We start from the raw sequence: 24,175 nt of genomic DNA, 5'->3' as shown, positions 1-24,175 counted from the left end.
ATCCGAATCATCATGCAAGTAATTATCGCAGAAAAGCCCTCGGTGGCGCGTGAGATCGCCGCCATCGTGGGAGCCACGAACCGTAAAGACGGTTTTATCGAGGGAAACGGCTACGCCGTAACCTGGGCCTTCGGCCACCTGGTCGGGCTGGCAATGCCCCAACAGTACGGCATCGCGGGTTTCCGCCGGGAAAACCTGCCTATCCTGCCATCATCGTTCATCCTCCTGCCCCGGCAGGTTCGGGAGGGTAAAGAGTATAAGGCCGACCCGGGTGTCGTGAAGCAGCTCGGTATTCTCCGGGAATTGTTCGGCATGGCCGAGCGCATCATCGTCGCGACCGACGCGGGGCGTGAAGGGGAGCTGATCTTCCGCTACATCTACTCTTACCTGGAATGCCGCACCCCTTTCGTGCGGTTATGGATCAGCAGCCTGACCGACCGGGCCATCCGCGAGGGGTTACAACACCTCCGCCCTGGCAACGAATACGACAACCTTTACCTCTCGGCCAAAGCCCGCAGCGAAGCCGACTGGATCGTCGGTATCAACGCCTCGCAAGCGCTTGCCGTGGCTGCCGGGCGGGGCGTCTGGTCGCTCGGACGGGTGCAGACCCCCACGCTGGCGATCATCTGCTCCCGTTACCTGGAGAACAAGGCGTTCAAGCCCGCCACCTATTTCCGGCTGAAGCTCTCCACGGCAAAGGAGGGCACGGAGTTCACCGTCCTCTCCACGGAGAAATTCGACGGCAGGGAGAAGGCGGAAGCAGCCCGCGCCGAGGTTATCGGCGCCCGAACGGTACGCGTCGTGAACGTGGAGCGCAAGGAGGCCAGGGAACAGCCGCCTCTCTTGTACGACCTGACGACACTCCAGAAAGAGGCCAACAGCCGGTATGGTTTTTCGGCAGAAAAAACGCTCGACATCGCCCAGTCGCTTTACGAGAAGAAGTTCATCACTTATCCCCGTACCGGCTCACGCTATATATCGGAAGATGTGGCCGAGGAGATTCCGGCACTCATCGGGAACATGACACGCTATCCCCGTTTCGCGGAATACGCGGGCCTGATGGATACCGCATCTCTCTCCCGCCGAAGCGTGGACAACGAAAAGATCGCCGACCACCACGCGCTGCTTCCCACCGAGAACCTCCCCTCCGAACTGGATGCCGACCACCGCATCGTCTATGAGATGGTCGCGGGGCGGATGCTCGAAACCTTTTCCGGGGCCTGCGTGAAAGAAAACACTTCCCTTACCCTGCAAAGCGCGGGGCATGATTTCACGGCCCGCGGCAGTATCATGGTCGAGACGGGCTGGCGGGCCGTCCTGAATGAACCTGTCGAGGAGAAAGAGGAGGACATGACCCTCCTTCCCGACATCGTGCAAGGCGACGAGCTGCCCGTCAAAGGATGCGGCACGGAACAGAAACAGACCCGGCCGCGCCCCCTTCACACGGAATCGAGCCTGCTGGCGGCGATGGAAACCGCCGGACGCGAACTGTCCGACGAGGCCGAACGCGAGGCGATGAAGGATGCCGGCATCGGCACGCCCGCCACCCGTGCCGCCATCATCGAAACGCTCTTTGCCCGCGAGTATGTCAGGCGAGAGAAAAAGTCGCTTGTACCCACGGACAAGGGACTGGCCGTGTATGCCGTGGTCAGGGACAAGAAGATCGCCGATGTCGCCATGACGGGCGGCTGGGAACTGGCCCTCTCGAAGATCGCCACCGGGGAGATGGACGCCCCGACGTTCCATCGCGGTATCGAGGTCTTCGCCTCGCAAATCGCCAAAGAACTGCTGGAAGCAAGAATCGACGGCGCGGAGAGTGACACAGCCTGCCCGCGTTGCGGCAGGCCCGTGGTGTTCTATCCCAAACTCGCCAAGTGCCAGAATCCCGATTGCGGCCTGACCGTATGGAGAACCGTGGCCCGCAAGGAGCTGACCGACAAGCAGCTCGCGGAACTGCTGACCAAAGGCAAAACCGGCACGATCCGGGGATTCGTCAAAAACGGCGGCGGGACGTTCGACGCGGCCCTCACGCTCGATGACCAGTTCAAGACCTCGTTCGTTTTCGAACCGCGCGATACTCCCAGGCAGGGAAAGAGGAACAAACGGAAATAATCGTTACCTTTGCCACTGGAAAAGACCTGTCATAACGAGATACGCTTGTTTGATAAGGATTTTTTCAGTGGTCGGCGCTTCGGGTGGGAACCCGGGGCGCCTTTCTCTTCCCCGATTATCAACGACCACTAAAAATTCTTATCATGCCAGACAAGCAACACCATACCCCCACGGGGGAATTGTCCTATTACGGACTTTCGTTACTATCCTACCTCAAGGACAGCCACCCGGAACTCATCGCCGAAAGTGAGTTCATCGCCGAGCGGGCCGACAGCGCCGCCCAAGCGTACAGCGAGGCGATCCGTTCGGGCTGCAACCACATCGAGGCCGAAGAAATTGCCCGCGAGGAACTCTGCCGCGGACTGCACTTTTCACCCTACAACACGCTGGTAAACATCCTCTGGAGGGAATTCGAGGCGGAGATTCCCGAGGATACCGCCCGGCAGGCGGCTCTACGCCTGCTGCCCCTCTGCCGCGGGGTGCTGGAGAAGTACGACCTCACGGACGACTTCGCCGACACGCCCGACTACGAACTGTTCTATACCGAACTGACGGGAACCGTCCAAATACTTCTCGAAGATGGCATTCAATAAGAAAACCCACCTCCGCCAGAATATCGACGCGCTGAAGACGGCCTTCACGCTCGACAGGGAACGGCGGGCGCCGACTCCCGAAGAAGAAAGGACACTCGGCGCATACAGCGGCTTCGGCGCCATCAAGGAAGTGCTGGAAAACCCCACCGGGAAACCGGACAAGGACGGCATGGCAACGCTCGTGGCCGAGTTGCACGAGGTCATCAGGGCGAACACCCCCGACGAACGGGAATACAAGCGCTACATGGACGGGATCAAGAACTCCGTCCTGACGGCTTTTTACACGCCCCCGAAAGTGGCAGACGCCATCGTGGAGGCGATATGGGACACGCGGATCGTCCCCAAACGTATTCTTGACCCCAGTGCGGGAACGGGGGTTTTCGTCAGTGCCGTGGATTTCCACGCCCCCTATGCGGAGATCACCTGCTTCGAGAAAGACCCCGCCACGGGGTTGATCCTGAAGCACCTGCACCCCGAAAAACGGGTGCGGGTACAGGGATTCGAGCGCATCGAACCCAAATACGCCGGTTACTACGACGTGGCCGTGAGCAACATCCCTTTCGGGGACGTGGCGCTCTTCGACCCGTTCTTCTCCACCCATACCGACCCCGTGCGGCGGCAAGGCACACGGGCGCTGCACAACTATTTTTTCATGAAGTCCGTCGATATGGTACGCGAGGGCGGCCTGGTGGCATTCATCACCTCGCAGGGAGTATTGAACGCCGAGCAGGGACGCCCCGTGCGCGAGTGGCTGATGAACCGCTGCGAGCCCGTATCGGCCATCCGGCTGCCGAACAACCTCTTTACAGAACACGCGGGGACGGAGGTCGGCAGCGACCTGGTTATCCTGCAAAAGAAAGCCGCCACGGGGGAACTGTCCGAACGGCAGCGGGATTTCATCGAATCCCGCAAGCTGTCGAACGGCATCCGGATAAACAACCTTTTCCAGTCGTTCGACAGGGTGATCCATACCGAGGCCAAAGTAGGCAAAGACCCCTACGGCAAACCGGCGATGGAGTTCACCCACGCGGAGGGCGTGGACGGCATCGACCGGGAGATGCGGCGTATGCTCTCGGAGGATTTCAACCGGCATTTCAACGAGAGTTATTGCCTGGAACATGCTCCGGAACAGACACCCGGTACACCGGAGCGGGAATTGTCCCGTCCCCGTCAGGCGGAACGCCAGCGTGCCGAAAGACACGAGCCCCGCCTTGCCGGAGAAATCGTCAAGGAGATTATCGCCGATGCCCGTAACCTTCAGCAGCAGCGGGAAGAGGAGGAAAAACGCCGCGTCGTCGCCGAAATGGCGGCACAGGGCTACCATGTCGATACCGAAACCGGGGAGATTACCCGAATCGAAAACAAACCCGGACAAGTGTTACCGGATTCTGCTGCCACACCCGCCGGAGAACCGACCGGGGAGGATCTGGCCGACTTCGGGGCCTGGTCGAAAGAGCGGGAGAATCGCTTGTGGGAGCAGCACCCGCCGAAACCCGAAGATTTCGGCATGGCAGATACTCCCGTGCAGCACGTGGGCGGAATAACGGAACCGAAACCGCGGGAGGGCTTCGCCGGGTCGCTTTTCGACACGGTGGAAACGGCGGCTCCCGTACCTGCCACCCAAGCTGCCGAACCGGTAAATGTGCAGCAGGAACCGTTGCTGACGCTCTACGATCTGTTCGGCTTCAGCGCCGAGGAGCGGCGGCAGGCAGAACTCGGTATATCCAAGAAAAGGAACAGCCGCCGGGGAGCAAAGCGGAAGACGCCCCGACAACCCTCATTATTCGCCCCGGCCTCCTCTCCGGAGGAACAGAAGAGCGAAATGCCGAAAACGACGCCACCGGAGCGTGATCCCGAAGACTTGTATGCCTCCCTGAACTGGGAGGACAACCCGCCGATCAACGGCTTTTACGAGATGATGATGTCGCTTACCCCGGAACGGAGGGCGGAATTGCGCCGACAAAGCGCCCGGCAGCAGGAAACCCCGGAACAGCGGGAACGGCAGGCGGTACGCCCCCCGACGGAAGCCCCGAAAGGCAAACGGAAACAAGCCGCCGGTACGCCGAGAACGGGCGGCCTGTTCGACACGCCGGACAATCCAGAGGAGGAAGAACCCGGTAAAGAAATGCCGCAGATACGGGAGGCGGATATGAAACCCCGACCGTTCGAGGGGGAGGTCGCCCCCTATTTCCGCGAGGGAACACTCGTCACGGACGGACAAAACCGGGTCGGCTACCTGCGGGAGACTGAATCCCTGCAACCCATGTTCCACCCGCTGGAACTCACGCCTGCACAACGGACGAAAGCCTCCATGTATATCGAGATACGCGATGCCTATTACCACCTTTATAACAACGAGGCGGAAACGCTGACGGCGAACCCCGCCCTGCGGGAGATGCTCAACCGGCTTTACGACAATTTCACCGAACGCTTCGGACGGCTCAATGACAAACGCAACCTCGACCTGATCAAGATGGACGCGCGGGGGACGGAGATTCTGTCGCTGGAGCGTTACATCGACGGCAAGGCACGCAAAGCCGACATCTTCGAGCGTCCCGTGGCCTTCAATCCCGATGAGATCACGCACGCCGACGACGCTTCGGAGGCCCTTGTGGCCAGCCTGAACAAGTACGGCCGGGTGGAACCGCACTACATGGCCTCGCTCACGGGAACTACCGTGGAGGGAATACTCGGGGAACTGAAAGGACGTATCTATTACAACCCGGAAACGGACGGCTACGAGGTTGCCGACAAGTTCATCGCCGGCAATGTCATCGGGAAAGCCGAACGGATCGAGGCGTTCCTGCGGGAGAATCCCGACCACGCCCCGGCCCGGGAATCGCTGGAGGCTCTGCGCGAGGCGACGCCCAAACCCATCGCTTTCGACGACCTGGATTTCAACCTGGGCGAACGGTGGATTCCAAAAGGTGTTTACGAGCGTTTCGCCTCCTCGCTCTTCGATACGGAGGTGAAGATCACCTTCGCCTCCAACCTGGACGAGTACGGCGTGAAGGCGGAAGCGACGAACGTGAAGATCACGGAGCAGTATGCCGTCAGCGCGCAGACCCGTAAGTACAACGGCCTGCACCTTTTGAAACACGCCCTGCAAAACACTTCGCCCGACATCACCAAGACCGTCCTCAAATGGGTGGACGGAGAACGGCGGGAGGTCAAAGTGCGTGACGGGGAGGCCATACAGCTCGCCAACAGCAAGATAGATGAGATCCGGGGTGCTTTCCCCGAATGGCTGCGCGAGCAGTCGTCCGACTTCAAAGACCGCCTGACAGACCTCTATAACCGTACTTTCAACTGTTACGTGCGCCCGAAGTACGACGGGACGCACCAGGAATTCCCCGACCTCGACCTCAAGGGGCTGGGAATCGACAAACTGTATGACAGCCAGAAGGACGCGATATGGATGGACAAACTGCTCGGCGGCGGGATAATCGACCACGAGGTGGGCGGCGGAAAGACCCTTATCATGTGCTGCGGGGCCTACGAGAAGAAACGCCTCGGGCTGGCCAATAAACCCATGATTATCGGGCTGAAAGCCAACATCCATGAAATAGCCCGGACGTTCTGCACCGCTTACCCGATGGCCAAAGTCCTCTACCCGGGCAAGGAGGATTTCACGCCCCGGAAGCGTGAGCGCATCTTCCGGGAGATACGCAACAACGACTGGGACGCCGTGATCCTCTCGCACGAACAGTTCGGCATGATACCCCAGTCCCCGGAGATACAGCAGGAGATATTGCAGGCCGAGCTGGACTGTGTGGAGGAGAACCTCGAAGTGCTCAAAGCACAAGGCAGGGACGTTTCCCGCGCCATGATGAAAGGGTGTCAGAAACGCAAGGCCAACCTGGAAGCCAAGTTGCAGAAGGTGGCGCACGCGCTGGAAACACGCAAGGACGACGCCGTGGACTTCCGCCTCATGGGTATCGACCACCTCTACGTGGACGAGAGCCACAAATTCAAGAACCTGACTTTCACGACCCGGCATGACCGGGTGGCGGGCCTCGGAAATCCCGAGGGGTCGCAGCGGGCGCTCAACATGCTTTTCGCGCTGCGTACCATACAGCAGCGCACGGGCCGCGACCTGGGGGCGACGTTCCTCTCGGGAACGACCATCTCCAACTCGCTCACGGAACTGTACCTGCTTTTCAAGTACCTGCGCCCGAAGGAACTGGAGCGTCAGAATATCCGCACCTTCGATGCCTGGGCGGCCATATTTGCCAAGAAAACCATCGACTACGAGTTTTCCGTGACCAACGAGGTCGTGCAGAAAGAACGGTTCCGATATTTCATCAAGGTTCCCGAACTGGCCATGTTCTACTCCGAGATTACAGATTACCGCTCGGCGGAGGATATAGGGATCGACCGACCGCAAAAGAACGAGATATTGCACAATATCCCGCCGACACCCCAGCAGACGGAGTTCATAGAACGGCTGGTGCAATTCGCCAAATCGGGCGATGCCACGCTCCTGGGCCGCCTGCCGCTCTCGGAGCGGGAGGAAAAGGCGAAAATGCTCATTGCCACAGACTACGCCCGCAAGATGTCGCTCGATATGCGTATGATAGACCCCGAACTATACAGCGACCACGTGGACAACAAGGCGAGCCACTGCGCCCGTATGATTGCCGGTTACTACCGCCGTTTCGAGGCGTACAAAGGTACGCAGTTCGTATTCTCCGACCTGGGAACCTACAAACCCGGAGCGGGGTGGAACGTCTATTCCGAGATACGGCGTAAACTCGCGGAGGATTACGGCATACCCCAAAGCGAGGTGCGGTTCATCCAGGAGGCGACCTCGGAAAAAGCGCGCAAGGAGATGATCGCCGGTATGAACGCCGGAAAAATCCGCGTACTCTTCGGATCGACCGAGATGCTCGGGACGGGAGTGAACGCGCAGAAACGCTGCGTGGCGATACACCACCTGGACTGCCCCTGGCGTCCCAGCGACCTGGAGCAGCGCGACGGGCGGGGAATACGCACCGGGAACGAGATCGCCAAACTCCATGCCGACAACAAGGTGGACGTGATATTATACGCCGTCGAGAAGTCGCTCGACGCCTACAAGTTCGGGCTGTTGCACAACAAGCAACTGTTCATCCGCCAGCTCAAGACCAACAACATGGGAAGCCGTACCATCGACGAGGGGGCCATCGACGAGAAAAGCGGCATGAATTTTTCCGAGTATGTAGCCGTCCTCTCGGGAAATACAGACCTGCTGGACAAGGCCCGCCTGGAGAAGAAGATCGCCACGCTCGAAAGCGAACGCCAGGCATTCGTGCGCGGCAAATCATCGAGCCGCTACAAGCTGGAGCAGATCACGGAGAAGATAGAGAAGAACAACGACCTGATACGGCGTATCGGCAAGGATCTGGAACACTTCAAGGCCCGCGTCGAGTTCAACGAGGACGGCTCGTACCGCAATCCCGTGAAACTGAACGGGCTGGAAACCTCCGACCCCAAGCTCATCGGGAAACAGCTCAACCGTATCGCCGAAACGGCACGCACGCTCGACAGGCTCGAACCCATCGGGAGCCTCTACGGGTTCGAACTGCTCGTCCAGAGCGAAACGACCGGGAAAGACGGGCTCGACCTGGTGCAGAACCGTTTTTATGTCCGGGGTGAAGGGGATTATCTATACCAGTATAACTACGGGAATATCGCCTCCGACCCGCGACTGGCGGCGATGAACTTCATCCACGCGCTCGCGACCATCGAGCCGACACTGGAAAAATTCCGGAAAAAGAACGAGGAACTGGAGAAAGATATTCCCGTCCTGCGGGAAGTGGTGGAAAGTTCCTGGCGCAAGGAGCCCGAACTGACGGCCCTGAAAACTGACCTGACGGAAATAGACCGCAGGATACAGCAAAGCCTCAAACCGATAGAAGAGAGCGAGGGAAAGGAGGCGGAGGAGGATAACGACGTGTGCCGGGAACGGCATGACACGGCGGAAGAGCTCCCGAAGGAAGACAACACGGCGGCCCGTATTCCTTCCCGGCTGCGGCAGATTGCCGACGCCTCCGGTGGGCGCATCGTGATCGCGGGCGTGGGCAGCCCGCCGGAGAACGGCCCCGCAAAGAAAGGGATTAAGATGTAAGCGAAAAGCCGACGGAAGTACAGATTTCCGTCGGCTTTTTTCATATGCCCATGAGCGTTGTTGTCACACTTCCTGCAAGAGTGTTTGCAGCTCCTCCTGCGTGGGAAGATAGGTCATGTACTGGGCGGCGAAGACCTGCTTTTCATCTTCGGGCAGCGTATAACGGACGACCGCGTCGTTTTTCTCCGCGCAGAGGACGATACCCACCGGAGGGTTATCCCCGGGATTCATCAACTCACGGGTGTAGTAATTGACATACATCTGCATCTGCCCCAAATCCTGATGGGTCAGCTCCCCGGATTTAAGGTCTATTAAAACGAAACAGCGGGCCAGGTAATTGTAAAAGACCAGGTCGATGTAGAAATGCTTGTCGTCGAAGGAGATACGCTTCTGTCGCGCGACGAAGGCGAAGCCTTTCCCGAGTTCGAGCATCAAGCGCTGCAAGCGGCTGATGAGCAGTTGCTCCAGATCGGTTTCCAGAAAATGCTCTCCCTGGGGGATACCGAGAAACTCCAGGATATACGGGTCGCGGATGATCTCTTTGGGTTCGACACGCCCGGGTTCGGTACGGGAAATCTCCTCTTTCACGGCTTTCTTGTCTCGGCTGGCCAGCAAGCGGTCATAGAAAAGCGTGTTGATTTGGCGGTCGAGCTGCCGGACACTCCAGTTTTCCTTGACGCACTCGTGCAGGTAAAAATCACGGGCGGCATCGCCCGACACCTTGAGAAGCGTGCGGCAATGCGACCAGCTCAATTTATCACACAGCGTGTGATATTTCGGGTAGCACTGGTAAAACTGCCTCATGTACCGCAGGTTGGTGGCCGTGAACCCGTTTCCGAACTCCGCCACGAGCCGCCTGGAAAGGGTGTTGATGACAGCCTTGCCATATCCGGCACGGCCGGTTCCCTGCTGCTCGTACTCCACTATATATTTCCCTACCTGCCAGTAAGCCCTCACGAGGGTCGAATTGACATGATGTATCACCTTCGCGCGCGCTTCCTGCAAGATATGGCGCACGTTATGCAGTAGCTCTTCCTCCCCTTTGTCGGCAGGATATATTTTATCTGTTTCTTTCATTGTTCATTATTATATAGGCTTCCAAGTGCAAACATACTGATTTTACGGCAAATATCGAACGGTTGTACCGCCTTGTCGTGCCTTATTCCATGTATCTCCGCGTTTTTCCATGACGCCGGACTCTCGGGACAGGGCCTAACCGGAACCGGCAGGACGATCCTTTTTCAGCTTGCGGAAATTACTGAAGTTACGCTCGATGAACCGCAGGACGTCCGATTCCCGGTAGAAGGTCTTGTGATAGATCATCTCGTAAGGCAGCTCTCCCGAGGTGCGGTAACGCTGGAGTGTGCGCTTGCTGATATTGAGCATACGGCACAGGTCGTAATTGTCCAGAAGACGCTCCCCGTCAGGCAGGATGGAAAGCGGTTGCTCCACGTCCCCCGCGCACAGCTTCTCGATACGTTCCAGCCGTTCCGAGAGCCGCTGCATCCATCCGTCGAAATATTCCTTATCCAGAAACATGGCCTACTCCTTTGGTCGGTTTTTGCGCCGCACGGAACGCTCCTTCAGCACACGGCGGATTTCCGTGAGGGAATAATACAGCTTCCGGTTGATGGCCGAATAGGTGATCACGTGATCCGAGCGGAGGCGTTGAAGGGTACGCCCGCTGATGCCCAGGTAACGGCAGACCTGCTCGCCGTCCATCCATTCGTCGTTTATATACTCCTTATTCCATGCACGCCCCTTTTCAGGGAGAGAGGCGATTGCAGCCTCTATTTTCTCTATACGCCCGACAAGCTCGTTATAGGCTCGCGAACCGATCACTATGATTTTCATACTTCTTTGTTTTTTAGTCTGTTACAAAGGTCGGGCTTATATGGACAGCTTAAAACGAGGTCGGTACGACTTTTTTTTGATAATTTGCAGTGAACTGATTCTCAATGGTTCATGCGGTGAAGAAGGCAGTGTTTTTTACCGAAATCCGCGGCCCGTACTCGGTATTTTTATTGGCAGAAATGCGATAGCATACTGTGATTCAACGCTTAACGGTGTTCTAATCCGGACGGGGCTACAACGGAACACCCGTATCGGCTCCTTATACGGGTGCAAATACGGGCGTTCGGGAAAGTTCCTTTCGAGAGTTACGGGGGAAAACCGACCTCGGTTCTTTTGTTATATACAACGCTGATTATCAGTGTTTCTATAAGGAATAGAGTGCTTTACCGGTTCATGTTCTACTCGGAATTGCCGTTTTTCTTGTTTCGCTTCCACGTCTGCATACGTTTAAGCAGGGCCTCTTTCGCCTTGTCAAGCCACGGTGTCGGGTTGTTTCGGATTTTCATATCGCAGAATGTCCTCGAAAGGTTCATGTCGAGGTGTACGTTGAAAGCGTTGGAAATGTAGCTGGCAAGTTGCGTGAGTGGCACATTGCCGAAACAGCCTTTACTGTCGAGCAGGTAAATAAGTTCCGTCAGATCCGTCTTCGAGTCCTGCCATGTCGGACGCACGTCAGACAATGGCAGAACCATGTTCCGGAGGTTCGTGCTCTCCAGTGATTCCAATTCGCCCATAAGATAAACCGACAACATATCGTTGGCCAGGATTTTCGCCACCTTGAAATCCGCGTTTGTCGAAAACTGCGGGTCGAGTTCATAGTAGAAGGTTTCCAGGTATTGCTCCGTGTCGGTCTGCCCGCGCAGGAAATAGAGGCTGTCCAGGTGTGTAGCGCCGCTGCGGAAATAGCGGATAAAGTCGAGGCGTTTCTGCGTGTACGCGTTGATGGCCCGAACATGGGCGCCCAGGTACTCCCGTTGTGCCTCGATACTTCCTACCGGACGGTTCATCTCGATATTGTAGAGCTTGCGGTAATAGATCAGACGGCAAAAAAGACGAGGTTTGATTTCTTTGAAGAACTTTATTTCCTCGTCATCGTTTTGAAAACGGTAGCCGATGATATATTGTTTCAAACGGTCGAACGCTTCTCCCAGGACACGTGACGCTTCAAGCGACTTTTTCAACACGTCGGTATCCCGCGATTCGATACGTTCGATACTCCGCAGGACTTCGCTGTTTAATTTTTCTATAAATGCAATCATAATCCGTCTTGTTACTTTCGCGTATAAAGTTAGCGAATCGAAAAACCGGCGGATTACGATTTTTATCTTTCTCTTCGTTTTTTTATCACGGAGCCGATTTTAATGTCAGATCCGACCTTCCTGGCGGATGGAAGTGGGATTGCTCCCCATATTCCGCTTGCAAAAGTCCGTAAAGTGGGATTGGGCGGAGAAACCGCACATGTAGGCTATTTCCTGCAACGTGTAGTGTGTCGTCCGCAGCAACTCCCCGATACGTTCGATACGGCGCTGACGTAACCACGAGGAGGCCGAGCAGCCGAAAACCCGCTGGAAACGCCGGCGGAAGGTAATCGTGCTGGAATACCCGCAAACCCCGGCGAGTTCCGTGACGTTATCCGAGGCAAGATAATTCGATTTGACACGGGAGATGAACTCGTAATCGTCCCCCAGGTGCAACAGCTCCTCGAACTCCCCGACATCGGCGGGAGTGAGATGTTCATAAGAGGCGTCGAGCATTTTCAGCATGACAGCAGCGTTACATTCAACGGGCATACCCAATGTCTTACGGGCTTCACGCAGGTAATTCTTGAACCGCAGCCGCAGCGTGTCGTGATGCGGGTAGGAACACTCGGACAGAATGGTGCAAACCGTCCGCAGTTCATCGACACAACAGTAGCCGAAATACCACGTTACAAGACGCTCGACGTAATGGACGACATGAAATTCCTCCGAAAGCATCAGAAGAAGCAGGAACGGGGTGAAATCCTGGTATTCCCTCGTTATGGGACGGGGTGCTTCGTCAAGCAAGGAGGCGATGTCCCGCATCAGCAGAGAATCTCCCGAGTACGCTTTTATTTGTTCGGAACTGCGGGCATAATCCCGGTAACGCGATATGACCGCCGACAAAGCATTGAACTTCACGGCGTGAACGCCTTCTATAAAGGAAGGGCGAAGACTGTTGTAAATGGATAAGTCGGTTTGCATAAGTCATTTCTATAAAACGGAGCCGCATCCCCTTGTTGCCAAAACTCCGCAAGTCGTTACTTATGAACCGCTTGGAACACGGTACGAATCCTAATTACAAATATATCGCATCTGATAATCCGGAACAAATATCAGCAGGTAAAAATGAAAATAAACCTCGTTATTTTTGATTATTACCTGCAATAATATTATATTTGCAAACAAATAAGAGTTGTTTGACAGCATGAGAAATATAGTGTATCAAAGCACTTTACCAATTTCTTATCCGTTGCCCATTCTCATGCGAGTTTCTTTTAATCTATTTGTAGTCAATTAAATACCTTCAGACTACATCAAATATACAAAAAACTTTTATCTCCCGGTAGTTTATCAATAAAATGTCACAGTTGTCAGTCGCATTGCACCACTTTCATCCGATATTTCTAAGGAGATTATCACACGGCTGAAATTATTTTCTATTTTTGTGAAAAATCAAACCATCATAGAAACATTATGAAGAACAAGTTGCTTTTTTCCCTATTATCGGGAATGTTCCTGCTGTGTGCCTGCTCCACCGGCACCAAAGAAAACGCTTCGGAAAAAGTATCGGATTCCCAACCGGTAATCACTCCTTCTGCCGTCATGACCGAAACCATCATGAGCCGGAGAAGCATCCGGAAATACAAGCCACAGACAGTAGAAAAGGAAAAGTTGAACCAGATTGTGACAAACGGCATTTGGGCTCCTAACGGACAAGGACGTGAATCCTGGCAGATCCGTGTGGTAAGCGACCCGAAGCTGCTCTCGGCCATCAACGAACGCTACGGAAAGCCCTTTGCATACGGTGCACCTGCCGTAGTCTTCATCGGTTTTGACCCGCAATACGACCTGTCACAGGTAGACTGCGGACTGCTGGGAGGAAATATGATCCTGACTGCCCAGTCAATGGGAATCGGTTCGTGCTGCCTGGGCGGCATTGTCCGCTTCCTGAAACAGCCGGAAAACAAGGACCTGCTCCAGCAACTGCAGTTGCCCGAAAGTCATGAACTGCTTTATGCCATTGCTTTCGGATACCCCGATGAAAGTCCGAAAGCCAAGGAACGGCATACCGACCGTATCCAGTATATAGAATAAACTCACTTTCGGTAAACCTGCAGTATGCCCAACAGGATACCTGACCACAATAAGCAGGAACCACAATAAAAAAATCCCGCCATTCGCATTCTTCCGAAGCAGAAATGGCGGGATTTCTATTTTATAACGACTGCCTGACTCTAAAGCAACCGCTTAGAAATCGAATTTTTCCATTTTCATTGAAGCCAGCTGTTCAATCTGGGGAACCAATGAAGTGAAATGACTTGTCTTGGAATGGACAGCCAATGACGCTCCCCCCTTCCAGGTTTCACAAATCATCAGTACATCCGGACGGGTTGCACTCTCAAATACATCGTAAGCGATACAGCCTTCGTCGTTCAGAGATGCTGCAGCCAGTTCTTTGGCAAGAGCAATCACCGCTGCACGGTCTTTCTCTTCCTTTACCTGAATAAATACATTCAATCTAATCATAGTTATAAATTTTAATTACCATTCTACAAATTTACCGCGAGCCTTACGTTCTTTCAGGATTGCAGCCAGACGCTTGTTCTTGGATGAAGCAATGTATTTACGACCAAAGATATTCGGAATAGCTACTCCCAAGGCAATACACATAATCACCAAACCTGAATTTACTCCACTTTCAATGGCCTTCATCAGCGGTGTTACCTGATCGATTGTCTGCACGTTCATATTGATCAGACCAAACAGCATGCGGTACATCAATACTCCCGGAATCATCGGAATAACCGAAGGAATCGTCAGTACGTGGCCCGGTACATGGAACCAGTGAACGGCCTTGACAGCAATCAGGCTGACGAGCACTGAACCGGAGAACGAACCGATAACCAGACCCATGTCAAGACCGATGTTGTCGGTACTTGGACCCAGGTTGACGAAGTTACGGGTACAAACGGCAATGATTCCACCGATAGCCACCACCCACAGCAGACGGCGCTGGATATTGAAAATCATAGAGAAGCCCATTGCAGAGATGGCTGCAGCAATCGCATATTCCCAGTAAGCGTGGTGCGGTACCATACTGATGGTCGGGAAGAAGTCGGCAATGTGACAGAGCTTCACCGCAAAGGCGATACCGAACGCCATGGCAGAAACCATCAACAAGGTATTTACCGCCCGGACAACTCCCACCTGAATGTAATTGTCGAGCATATCGTCCACAAAGTTGATCAAAGGCACACCCGGCACAATGAACAGGGCACAAGCCAACAGCGGATGCCAGGGAGTGGAAGTCCATTCCTGTGGAAGCAGCGTGCTGGCCCAAGCCAGAATCGTAGAAACAAAGGCCGCAATGGCAATTCCCATATAGTGATTCAAGCCAGACTCGTTGCATTTATGACGCACACGCATTCCGATGATGGCTGCCAGCGAAGCATAAAGGAAGGCAACCCAGTCGCATCCGAACTGAATACAGAAACCGCCACAGGCAAAACCGGCACCGATGGCTACCTGCCACGGAGTATAATTGCGTTTTTTGGTGCGGATCTTTTCAAGTTCTTCCTCATACTTGTCCAATGTGTAATCTTCTTCAATAGCCCGCCATGAAAGCTTGCTGACTTCCGAAATGGCAGTCATGTTCACTCCATGTCCTTCTATTCTCTGGAATTTAGTAAAAGAATAATCTCCATCGCTCACGTTTACCATCAGCATGGTAAAGCTTACGTTGATATGGAGTTTCTCTTCAGGGATACCCAAATAGGCTGCAGTACGCTTCATATTGCGTACAACGCGGTTGGTATCAGCCAAACTTTCCACCAATAATTTACCGGTGCGCAACAGGAGGTCCACTCTACGATGCAACAGCTGATCGTGAGCTTTCAGTGTAGTCTCTAATCGTTTCTCTAATTCCATTAAACTATTTTTTATATTAAAAGCAAATCAGGTTATTTTTCGGCGTGCAAAGTTAAGAAAAATATCTTTTTAATTCGTATCTTTGTAGCCTGAAAAAGCCCATTGATGAACAATTTATCGCGTATAGAAAATGAGCAGAAAATTATAGAGCAGATGATCAGGCTCTATTGCCGGAAAAAAGAAGGCAACAAAGAGTTGTGCCCGTCTTGCCAAGAATTGCTGGCATATAGCCGGCAACGGCTGGAACGTTGTCCGTTCAAAGCGCACAAAGGCACGTGCCGACTCTGCAAGATACACTGCTACAAACCTGAGATGCAGAAGCGGATCAGGGAGGTGATGCGATACTCCGGACCCAGGATGCTTCTCTATCATCCGGTGGCTGCCCTGCGGCATCTTTGGATGGAACGGGGAGCCGGATAAACACCTTTCTGTGGATTTTTTCTACAATACACAAACTGACTTCCTCAATATACACAATACTAAACAAATACAACAGACGGATTATCAACAAATTAAGAAATACACTGTTTTTGGCACACACATTGCAGGTGTATTCTTGGCATCTAAAAACATTTAATACTTGAACTATATGAAACGCTTCTTAACAAAAAAGGAATTGAAGGTAAAAAGAAAACAAACAATCTACGCAGGTATCTGTATTGTTGTAACTATTGCACTTTATTTGTTTTTTACCCGTGAGAAAACTGTAGAGAATGAACCTCCTGTGGTATGCGTAATGCCTGCCCAGAAACAGGATGTGGAAATCTATGGCGAATATGTGGGACGTATCCGTGCACAGCAGTTTGTAGAAGTACGGGCCCGGGTGGAAGGTTTTCTGGAACAGATGACTTTCGAAGAAGGTACATATGTAAAGCGCAACCAAGTGTTATTTGTTATCAATCAGGACCAGTACCGGGCCAAGGCCGACAAGGCACGTGCCCAGCTGAAGAAGGATGAGGCACAGGCACTGAAGGCACAACGCGACCTGGAACGTATCCGTCCTTTGTACGAGCAGAATGCAACCAGCCAGCTGGATCTGGACAACGCCATCGCTGCCTACGAAACGGCAGTGGCCAGTGTGGGCATGAGCAAGGCCGACCTGGAACAGGCTGAACAGGAGCTGGGTTATACAATTGTACGTTCTCCGATTTCCGGACAGATCAGTGAACGCCATGTCGACCTGGGAACACTGGTGGGCGGAAGCGGAAAGTCGCTGCTGGCTACCATCGTAAAGAGTGATACAATCCTGGTGGACTTCAGCATGACGGCACTGGACTACCTGAAGAGTAAGGAGCGTAACGTGACATTGGGACAGAAGGATTCTACACGTTCCTGGCAGCCGACGGTAACCATTACACTGCCGGACAACAGCATCTATGAATATAAGGGTCTGGTTGACTTTGCGGCACCGCAGGTAAATCCGAAAACCGGAACCTTCTCTGTACGTGCTGAACTCGCCAACCCGGAACATGTGCTGCTCCCGGGACAGTTTACCAAGGTAAAACTGCTGCTGGATGTACGGGAAAATGCTACGGTAGTACCGCAAAAGGCACTGATCATCGAAAAGGGAGGAGCTCACATCTTCGTGGTAAGACGCGACTCTACGGTTGAGCGCCGCTTCATCGAACTGGGACCTGAATTCCAGAACGACGTAGTAGTAGAACGTGGTCTGTCGGCCGGTGAGATGATTGTCAGCGAGGGTTATCACAAACTGACTCCAGGAATGAAAGTCCGCATGACTCCGGACAACCAGGGTGAAGCCACCAAAGAAGAAGAAAAGAATTAACGGACCCCAATCACGAACGAACTTATGAAAGTCAATTTTTTTATAGACAGACCTATTTTCTCGGCTGTCCTCTCCATACTTATTGTGATAGTGGGTATCATCGGTCTGATGATGCTTCCTATCGACCAGTATCCGCAGATTACCCCGCCGGTGGTGAAGATCAGTGCTTCTTATCCGGGAGCAAGTGCCGTAACGGTATCACAGGCCGTGGCTACCCCGATTGAACAGGAGTTGAACGGTACTCCGGGCATGATTTACATGGAATCCAACAGTTCCAACTCGGGAGGTTTCTCGGCGACAGTGACTTTTGATATTTCAGCCGATCCGGACCTGGCGGCTGTGGAAATCCAGAACCGTATCAAACTGGCGGAATCACGACTTCCGGCAGAAGTAATACAGAACGGTATCTCGGTCGAAAAACAGGCCCCCAGTCAGCTGATGACCATCTGTCTGACCTCGGATGACCCGAAATTCGATGAAATCTACCTGAGTAACTTCGCTACCTTGAACGTACTCGACCTGCTCCGCCGTATTCCGGGGGTAGGTAGAATTTCCAACGTGGGTGGACGTTATTATGCCATGCAGATCTGGGTGGATCCGGCCAAGCTTGCCAACTTCGGCATGACGGTACAGGATGTACAGAATGCATTGAAAGACCAGAACCGTGAATCGGCAGCCGGTGTACTCGGCCAGCAGCCGGTAAGCGGCATCGATATCACCATTCCGATTACGGCACAGGGACGTCTGTCTACCGCCAGACAGTTTGAGGAAATCGTATTGCGTGCCAACCCCGACGGCTCACTGATCCGCTTGCGCGACGTCGCACGCATCTCGCTGGAAGCTTCTTCATACAATACCGAAAGTGGTATCAACGGAGGCAATGCAGCGGTGCTCGGTATCTATATGCTTCCGGGAGCCAACGCCATGGAAGTAGCCAACAGTGTAAAGGAGGCGATGAAGGATATCAGCAAGAACTTCCCGGAAGGACTGGAATACAACATTCCGTTTGATATGACTACGTATATTTCTGAATCCATTCATGAGGTATACAAAACCCTGTTTGAAGCACTCGTGCTGGTAATCATCGTCGTATTCCTTTCTTTGCAGAGCTGGCGTGCGACACTGATTCCGGTGGTTGCCGTACCGATTTCGCTGATCGGAACCTTCGGTTTCATGCTGATATTCGGCTTCTCTTTGAATATGCTTACCCTGCTGGGACTGGTATTGGCCATCGGTATTGTGGTGGACGATGCGATTGTGGTGGTGGAAAACGTGGAACGTATCATGGAGGAAGAGCACCTGAGTCCGTATGAGGCTACCAAGAAGGCCATGGACGGACTGGTGGGAGCGGTCATCGCGACCTCACTGGTACTGGCAGCCGTATTCGTTCCGGTAAGTTTCCTTTCGGGAATTACGGGACAGCTCTACCGCCAGTTTACCGTGACCATCGTAGTATCAGTATTGCTCTCTACGGTAGTTGCGCTTACCCTGAGCCCGGTGATGTGTTCACTGATTCTGAAACCGACTGACCCCAACAAGCCGAAGAACCGTGTGTTCAGAACCATCAACCGCTGGCTGGGAATCGGTAACAACAAATACATTGGCTGGATTCAGCATACGGTGAAACACCCTAAACGCGTAATGGTGGGCTTCGGTATGGTAATCGTGCTGATTTTTGTCATGCACAGACTCACTCCGACCAGCTTCTTGCCGATTGAAGACCAGGGATATTTTACAGTCGAACTGGAATTGCCGGAAAGCAGTACCCTGGAACGGACCCGTGAGGTAACCGACCGCGCAGTGGACTTCCTGATAAAGAATCCGGCAGTAGCCTATGTACTGAATGTAACGGGTAGCAGCCCCCGTGTCGGTACCAACCAGGCACGAAGCCAGCTCACCGTTATTCTGAAAGGATGGGAAGAACGCAGCAATACAACCATCGATAAAATCATGGATGAAGTGAGAGCGGAATTCAAGGACTATCCGGAATGTAAAGTGTATCTTTCTACTCCTCCGGTAATCCCAGGTCTGGGTACTTCGGGTGGTTTCGAAATGCAGTTGGAAGCACGTGGTGATGCGACTTTCGAAGACCTGGTACAGGCTACCGATACGCTGATGTATTATGCATCACAGCGGAAAGAGATTGCAGGACTTTCTTCTTCACTGCAGGCTGAAATTCCTCAGTTGTATTTCGATGTGGACCGCGACAAGGTAAAACTGACAGGTGTTCCGATGGCGGATGTGTTCTCAACCATGAAAGCCTATACCGGTTCGGTGTATGTAAACGACTTCAACATGTTCAACCGTATTTACCGTGTATACATCCAGGCGGAAGCTCCTTACCGTGCACACAGAGACAATATCGGTCTCTACTTCGTGCGGGGAGGTGACGGCGATATGATTCCGTTGACTTCACTGGGAACCACCAGTTATACAACCGGCCCGGGTAGCATCAAGCGTTTCAACATGTTTAATACTGCCGTGATACAGGGAACTGCAGCAGCCGGAGCAAGTTCCGGACAGGTAATGGAAATGCTGGAACAGATTGCACAGGAGAAGCTGCCGAACAACATCGGAGTGGAATGGAGTGGCCTTTCTTATCAGGAAAAGAAAGCCGGAGGACAGACCGGAATTATCCTTGCACTGGTATTCCTCTTCGTATTCCTCTTCCTGGCCGCACTTTATGAAAGCTGGACAGTGCCTATCGCCGTACTGATTTCACTTCCGGTTGCCGTATTGGGAGCCTACGTGGGAGTTACCCTCTGCGGACTGGAAAATGATACTTATTTCCAGATTGGTCTGGTAATGCTGATCGGACTTGCGGCAAAGAATGCCATCCTGATCGTAGAGTTTGCCAAAGAAGAAGTGGACAAGGGACGTGACCTCATCGAATCGGCACTGCATGCTGCCAGACTGCGTTTCCGTCCTATCCTGATGACTTCACTGGCATTCATCCTGGGTATGCTTCCGATGGTTATTGCGAGCGGTCCGGGATCGGCCAGCCGTCAGGCAATCGGTACCGGTGTATTCTTCGGTATGATTGTGGCCGTTACAGTGGGAATTTTGCTGGTTCCGTTCTTCTTTGTAATGATTTACAAGGCAACCAACAAACTGAAGACTAAAAAAGCAAACTAACTCCAATAAGTACGAATTATGAAGTTCAACATATCAACCTATCCGATTATCCCGATCTTATTTGCAGCGCTCTTCCTGAGCAGCTGCAAAATAGGGAAACAATATACGCGCCCGAATCTGGAACTTCCGGAGACACTCGACAGCATGAGCATTGACTCGACTTCCATCGGTGATTATCCCTGGGAAGAACTGTATACCGATACCATTCTGCAGGGCCTCATCCGAAAGACATTGACCTACAACAAGGACATGCTGATAGCGGCTGCCCGCATCAAGGAACTGGCTGCGATGAAACGGATTGATTTTGCCAATCTGTTCCCGGCATTCGGCGTTAAGGGATATGCAGAGAAAGAAGGAGAAAATTACGGTGGTAACAATTATAAGAGCAGCAATGAGGTAGACCTGAAGTTCGGAGTGAGCTGGGAAATCGATTTGTGGGGTAACCTGCGCTGGGCGAAAGACAAAAGCATGGCAGAGTTCATGGGGTCTGTTGAGAACCAGCGGGCACTGAAAATGAGTCTGGTGGCTCAGATGGCACAATCGTATTTCGAACTGGTAGCCCTGGACAATGAGCTGGCCATCGTCAAGAAGACAGTGGACGCGCGCCGCGAGAGTCTGCATCTGGCACGTATCCGTTATGAGGGAGGACTTACCTCGGAAACGGCTTACCGGCAGGCTCAGGTGGAGTTGGCAAGAACCTCTACCTTGGTTCCTGACCTGGAAAGAAAGATTACGCTGAAGCAGAACGAGATTGCTTTCCTGACCGGTGAGTATCCTCACGAAATCCAACGTGCCAGTCTGCCGGAAGACGTACTGCTTTCTGCCACACTGCCCATGGGACTTCCTTCTTCCCTGCTGGAACGGCGTCCAGACATCCGCCAGGCTGAACAGGCGGTAATCGCAGCAAATGCAGCAGTGGGAGTCGCTTTTACCAACCTCTTCCCCCGTCTTACCCTGACGGCTTCGGTAGGTAGTGAAAGTGCGGAGTTTGCAGACTTCATCAAGTCGCCTTATCACCTGCTGAGTGCCACTATATTGCAGCCTGTATTTGCAATGGGTAAAAACCGGGCACTGGTGAAAGCCAAAAAGGCTGCATGCGAACAGGCTGCCTACAATTACGAGAAGGTAGTGCTGACAGCATTCAAGGAGGCTTATAATGCAATTGCCGAATTCAACAAGATAAAGGAGATTTATGAAACCCGCCTGCGGTTGGAGCAGTCTTCGAAAATTACACTGGATCTGGCCCAGCTGCAATACTTGAACGGAGTAATCGGCTATCTGGACTTGCTGGACGCTCAGCGTGGTTACCTGGATGCACAGATCGGATTGAGCAACGCAATCAGAGACAAGCAGATTACACTGGTCAACTTATATAAAGCACTGGGAGGCGGCTGGCAAGAATAAGACAGCAGGCTGAGTGCCGTAAAACAGTCGTTCTATACAGACATTATCATTATTTCATGCACACTTGAAGAATAACCATCCGGCGGATGGCTTATTCAGATTTTCACAGAAAACCCCGGAAGCAGCTTAGTGTTACTTCCGGGGTTTTATTATGAGTCATCTTTGGCTGTCGGGAAATTCTCCCATCCACTCAAAGGGAAATTAGTCTTTCTTTCCAAAAATCAGCAACGAATCACGGGCGGCAGCCTTCGTCGTCCAATCTTCGGGAACAAACTTCCAATGATTCAGCGGTTGCGGTTTCAAGGTACCGGCCTTTTCAATACATTCCATCAAATAATAGCGCAAATCTTTTTCCGTAGAGAACAAGATACGTTTTGAAAGTTCTTCCTTGGGAATACCGGCTCCCTTGGTCAGCAAATCACCTCCGCCGTTTCCACGATACGAATTGACAGCCACCGTATAACGCTTGTCCAGTGAGAATGGCGTACCGTCGGCCATTCCTGAAATCACGATTTTTTCTCCCTGTGGCTTTGTCACATCCACTGTATAAAGAATGCCGGCAGCCGAATCAAAGTTGAAACTGGGGTTCTTGAACCATCCGAAATGATCGGGTTCGTCGTTCAGCAACAGCAGATGATCGTCCGCAGATTCCATCCGGTTGGTCCACAAGGTGTACGACATTTCCAGGAAATCCTTGATTTCCTTTCCGGTCAGTTCCATGGTATACAGCAGATTCTCAAACTTATACAGGTTGAACATATCGCTCATGTAGATATCTCCTTCCTTGATTTCTGCCGTAGCCGACAACGGAGCACAAAACGAAATGTCGGCTCCCGTGATATCCAGCTGAAGCTGATGGATTAAATCAATAAAGGCAGAAGGACCGAAAAAGGCATCTTTTGACGAAATCGTATGGTCGATGGAACCGATTTTACGGGAAACAAACTGCAGGGTAGCCTCATACTGCGACTTGAACTCTTCCATGAATTTCTCATCTGCGCCATACTGTGTCATATCGACCAGATTACCCTCCAAGGACTTGGAAGCAATCTTTCCGTCCTTGACCTTCAGGCGCACGGTTACGTCCGACACCAGTCTCGCAGCATTCGACGGGTCGATGATCAATACTGAGTCTCCCACTGCATTCACAATTTTCTCACAGCGCTTCACGTGGTCGTGTCCCATGAAAATCACATCAAAACCGGGTACGTTACGGGCTACTTCCCCTGAACCGTTTTCTATGATACCATCCAGCTTGTTGCTTTCCGGACCTGCATGAAAGAGACCGACCAGCACATCGGGCTTCTCATCACGCTGAATGATTTCCACCCATTTTCTTGCACAGGTCTCCATATCCTCGAAACGCAGTCCGCTCCACAGATTCTCGGGCAACCACGAAGGAACTCCCGGAGTAATCATTCCAAGGACAACGACCTTTACTCCTTCCCTTTCAAAAACTTTATAAGGAGGAAGATATGGTTTCCCGGTATTGACGTCAATCACATTGGCCCCCAGAATCGGGAAGTTACACTGACGGATCCAGCGGTCATACACTGCATGCCCGGTCTCAATGTCGTGATTTCCTACCGTTCCCACATCGTATTTCATATAATTCAGTATGGCAGCATTCACATGCACCGAGGTCGTATCAATGTAGTTATAATAATAAGCCACCGGCTGTCCCTGGAGAATGTCTCCATTATCCATCAGAAGCAAACGGTCGCCATATTCCTCCCTCAACTCATTCACATAAGAAGACACAGAAGCCAGACCTCCCTTCAAGGGGCGGTTTCTGATAAAGTCATAAGGGAAATAACTGCCGTGTACGTCACTGGTCTCCACCATCTTCAACACGATTTCCTTCTCATCGGATGCCGCACACAAGGTGGCACCCAAGCTTAACAAAGCTGCCATACAAACTGCAAGTTTCATTTTTCAAGTTTGGTTTAGTTTAGCTACAAAAATAACAAAGTATCAATTTTCCTCCAACTCCGATACCGGAAATTGCCAGTAA

General features: G+C 52.8%; 16 protein-coding genes. 8 read left to right on the top strand and 8 right to left on the bottom strand.

Features of this window, described 5'->3' with window-relative positions; translation table 11 throughout:
- The first annotated feature begins 12 nt into the window (after window positions 1-12).
- From H3001_RS06935 to H3001_RS06925, 3 genes are all read left to right on the top strand, one after another.
- Window positions 13-2,112 (top strand): type IA DNA topoisomerase, encoded by a 2,100-nt coding sequence (locus tag H3001_RS06935; RefSeq protein ID WP_004303817.1) that lies wholly within the window; start codon window positions 13-15, stop codon window positions 2,110-2,112.
- A gap of 143 nt (window positions 2,113-2,255) precedes the next feature.
- Window positions 2,256-2,705 (top strand): DUF1896 family protein, encoded by a 450-nt coding sequence (locus H3001_RS06930; RefSeq protein WP_004295482.1) that lies wholly within the window; start codon window positions 2,256-2,258, stop codon window positions 2,703-2,705.
- A complete protein-coding gene (locus H3001_RS06925) occupies window positions 2,692-8,814 on the top strand; it encodes a helicase-related protein (RefSeq protein WP_117543495.1) in 6,123 nt (2,040 codons plus the stop codon). The genes H3001_RS06930 and H3001_RS06925 overlap by 14 nt, the downstream gene beginning before the upstream one ends.
- Before the next feature lie 63 nt (window positions 8,815-8,877).
- Here the strand turns inward: H3001_RS06925 and H3001_RS06920 are convergent, their stop codons facing one another.
- From H3001_RS06920 to H3001_RS06900, 5 genes are all read right to left on the bottom strand, one after another.
- The gene (locus H3001_RS06920) at window positions 8,878-9,891 is read right to left on the bottom strand and encodes a PDDEXK nuclease domain-containing protein (protein WP_004319206.1); all 1,014 of its coding nucleotides are present in this window, start codon (window positions 9,889-9,891) and stop codon (window positions 8,878-8,880) included.
- Between the two features lie 135 nt (window positions 9,892-10,026).
- Window positions 10,027-10,353, bottom strand: coding sequence for a helix-turn-helix domain-containing protein (locus tag H3001_RS06915; RefSeq protein ID WP_004295487.1), 327 nt, complete (start codon window positions 10,351-10,353; stop codon window positions 10,027-10,029).
- A gap of 3 nt (window positions 10,354-10,356) precedes the next feature.
- The gene (locus H3001_RS06910) at window positions 10,357-10,668 is read right to left on the bottom strand and encodes a helix-turn-helix domain-containing protein (RefSeq protein ID WP_004303820.1); all 312 of its coding nucleotides are present in this window, start codon (window positions 10,666-10,668) and stop codon (window positions 10,357-10,359) included.
- 398 nt (window positions 10,669-11,066) lie between these two features.
- A complete protein-coding gene (locus tag H3001_RS06905) occupies window positions 11,067-11,927 on the bottom strand; it encodes an RteC domain-containing protein (protein WP_181214488.1) in 861 nt (286 codons plus the stop codon).
- Between the two features lie 105 nt (window positions 11,928-12,032).
- Window positions 12,033-12,890, bottom strand: a complete 858-nt coding sequence (locus H3001_RS06900; RefSeq protein ID WP_004294809.1) for a helix-turn-helix transcriptional regulator — start codon at window positions 12,888-12,890, stop codon at window positions 12,033-12,035.
- Between the two features lie 492 nt (window positions 12,891-13,382).
- Between H3001_RS06900 and H3001_RS06895 the strand changes: the two genes are divergently transcribed.
- A complete protein-coding gene (locus H3001_RS06895) occupies window positions 13,383-14,003 on the top strand; it encodes a nitroreductase family protein (RefSeq protein WP_181214487.1) in 621 nt (206 codons plus the stop codon).
- A 153-nt stretch (window positions 14,004-14,156) separates the two neighbouring features.
- Here the strand turns inward: H3001_RS06895 and H3001_RS06890 are convergent, their stop codons facing one another.
- Both H3001_RS06890 and H3001_RS06885 read right to left on the bottom strand, forming a co-directional pair.
- Entirely contained in the window at window positions 14,157-14,435 is a 279-nt protein-coding gene (locus tag H3001_RS06890) for a putative quinol monooxygenase (RefSeq protein ID WP_178245303.1), read from the bottom strand.
- A gap of 15 nt (window positions 14,436-14,450) precedes the next feature.
- Window positions 14,451-15,836: a threonine/serine exporter family protein gene (locus tag H3001_RS06885; protein WP_178245301.1), complete on the bottom strand. Its 1,386-nt coding sequence runs from the start codon at window positions 15,834-15,836 to the stop codon at window positions 14,451-14,453.
- Window positions 15,837-15,941: 105 nt separating this feature from the next.
- Between H3001_RS06885 and H3001_RS06880 the strand changes: the two genes are divergently transcribed.
- From H3001_RS06880 to H3001_RS06865, 4 genes are all read left to right on the top strand, one after another.
- Window positions 15,942-16,256, top strand: coding sequence for a nitrous oxide-stimulated promoter family protein (locus H3001_RS06880; protein ID WP_178245299.1), 315 nt, complete (start codon window positions 15,942-15,944; stop codon window positions 16,254-16,256).
- A gap of 169 nt (window positions 16,257-16,425) precedes the next feature.
- A complete protein-coding gene (locus H3001_RS06875; protein WP_178245297.1) occupies window positions 16,426-17,622 on the top strand; it encodes an efflux RND transporter periplasmic adaptor subunit in 1,197 nt (398 codons plus the stop codon).
- 24 nt (window positions 17,623-17,646) lie between these two features.
- The gene (locus H3001_RS06870) at window positions 17,647-20,757 is read left to right on the top strand and encodes an efflux RND transporter permease subunit (RefSeq protein ID WP_181214486.1); all 3,111 of its coding nucleotides are present in this window, start codon (window positions 17,647-17,649) and stop codon (window positions 20,755-20,757) included.
- Window positions 20,758-20,775: 18 nt separating this feature from the next.
- Complete coding sequence (locus tag H3001_RS06865; RefSeq protein WP_178245293.1) at window positions 20,776-22,161, top strand: efflux transporter outer membrane subunit; 1,386 nt, start codon at window positions 20,776-20,778, stop codon at window positions 22,159-22,161.
- Between the two features lie 201 nt (window positions 22,162-22,362).
- Here H3001_RS06865 and H3001_RS06860 read toward each other — a convergent pair whose 3' ends face one another.
- Complete coding sequence (locus H3001_RS06860; protein WP_181214485.1) at window positions 22,363-24,093, bottom strand: bifunctional metallophosphatase/5'-nucleotidase; 1,731 nt, start codon at window positions 24,091-24,093, stop codon at window positions 22,363-22,365.
- Window positions 24,094-24,175: the final 82 nt, after the last annotated feature.

Origin of the sequence: Phocaeicola faecicola, assembly GCF_013618865.1 — a bacterium.
GTDB classification, from domain to species: Bacteria; Bacteroidota; Bacteroidia; order Bacteroidales; family Bacteroidaceae; genus Phocaeicola; species Phocaeicola faecicola.
This window is presented reverse-complemented; position numbering and strand designations above follow the sequence as displayed.

Excerpts from the sequence above, each read along its gene's own strand:
- H3001_RS06935 (WP_004303817.1), top strand. The coding sequence starts at position 13 with ATGCAAGTAATTATCGCAGAAAAGCCCTCGGTGGCGCGTGAGATCGCC.
- H3001_RS06930 (WP_004295482.1), top strand. The coding sequence starts at position 2,256 with ATGCCAGACAAGCAACACCATACCCCCACGGGGGAATTGTCCTATTAC.
- H3001_RS06925 (WP_117543495.1), top strand. The coding sequence starts at position 2,692 with ATGGCATTCAATAAGAAAACCCACCTCCGCCAGAATATCGACGCGCTG.
- H3001_RS06920 (WP_004319206.1), bottom strand. The coding sequence starts at position 9,891 with ATGAAAGAAACAGATAAAATATATCCTGCCGACAAAGGGGAGGAAGAG.
- H3001_RS06915 (WP_004295487.1), bottom strand. The coding sequence starts at position 10,353 with ATGTTTCTGGATAAGGAATATTTCGACGGATGGATGCAGCGGCTCTCG.
- H3001_RS06910 (WP_004303820.1), bottom strand. The coding sequence starts at position 10,668 with ATGAAAATCATAGTGATCGGTTCGCGAGCCTATAACGAGCTTGTCGGG.
- H3001_RS06905 (WP_181214488.1), bottom strand. The coding sequence starts at position 11,927 with ATGATTGCATTTATAGAAAAATTAAACAGCGAAGTCCTGCGGAGTATC.
- H3001_RS06900 (WP_004294809.1), bottom strand. The coding sequence starts at position 12,890 with ATGCAAACCGACTTATCCATTTACAACAGTCTTCGCCCTTCCTTTATA.
- H3001_RS06895 (WP_181214487.1), top strand. The coding sequence starts at position 13,383 with ATGAAGAACAAGTTGCTTTTTTCCCTATTATCGGGAATGTTCCTGCTG.
- H3001_RS06890 (WP_178245303.1), bottom strand. The coding sequence starts at position 14,435 with ATGATTAGATTGAATGTATTTATTCAGGTAAAGGAAGAGAAAGACCGT.
- H3001_RS06885 (WP_178245301.1), bottom strand. The coding sequence starts at position 15,836 with ATGGAATTAGAGAAACGATTAGAGACTACACTGAAAGCTCACGATCAG.
- H3001_RS06880 (WP_178245299.1), top strand. The coding sequence starts at position 15,942 with ATGAACAATTTATCGCGTATAGAAAATGAGCAGAAAATTATAGAGCAG.
- H3001_RS06875 (WP_178245297.1), top strand. The coding sequence starts at position 16,426 with ATGAAACGCTTCTTAACAAAAAAGGAATTGAAGGTAAAAAGAAAACAA.
- H3001_RS06870 (WP_181214486.1), top strand. The coding sequence starts at position 17,647 with ATGAAAGTCAATTTTTTTATAGACAGACCTATTTTCTCGGCTGTCCTC.
- H3001_RS06865 (WP_178245293.1), top strand. The coding sequence starts at position 20,776 with ATGAAGTTCAACATATCAACCTATCCGATTATCCCGATCTTATTTGCA.
- H3001_RS06860 (WP_181214485.1), bottom strand. The coding sequence starts at position 24,093 with ATGAAACTTGCAGTTTGTATGGCAGCTTTGTTAAGCTTGGGTGCCACC.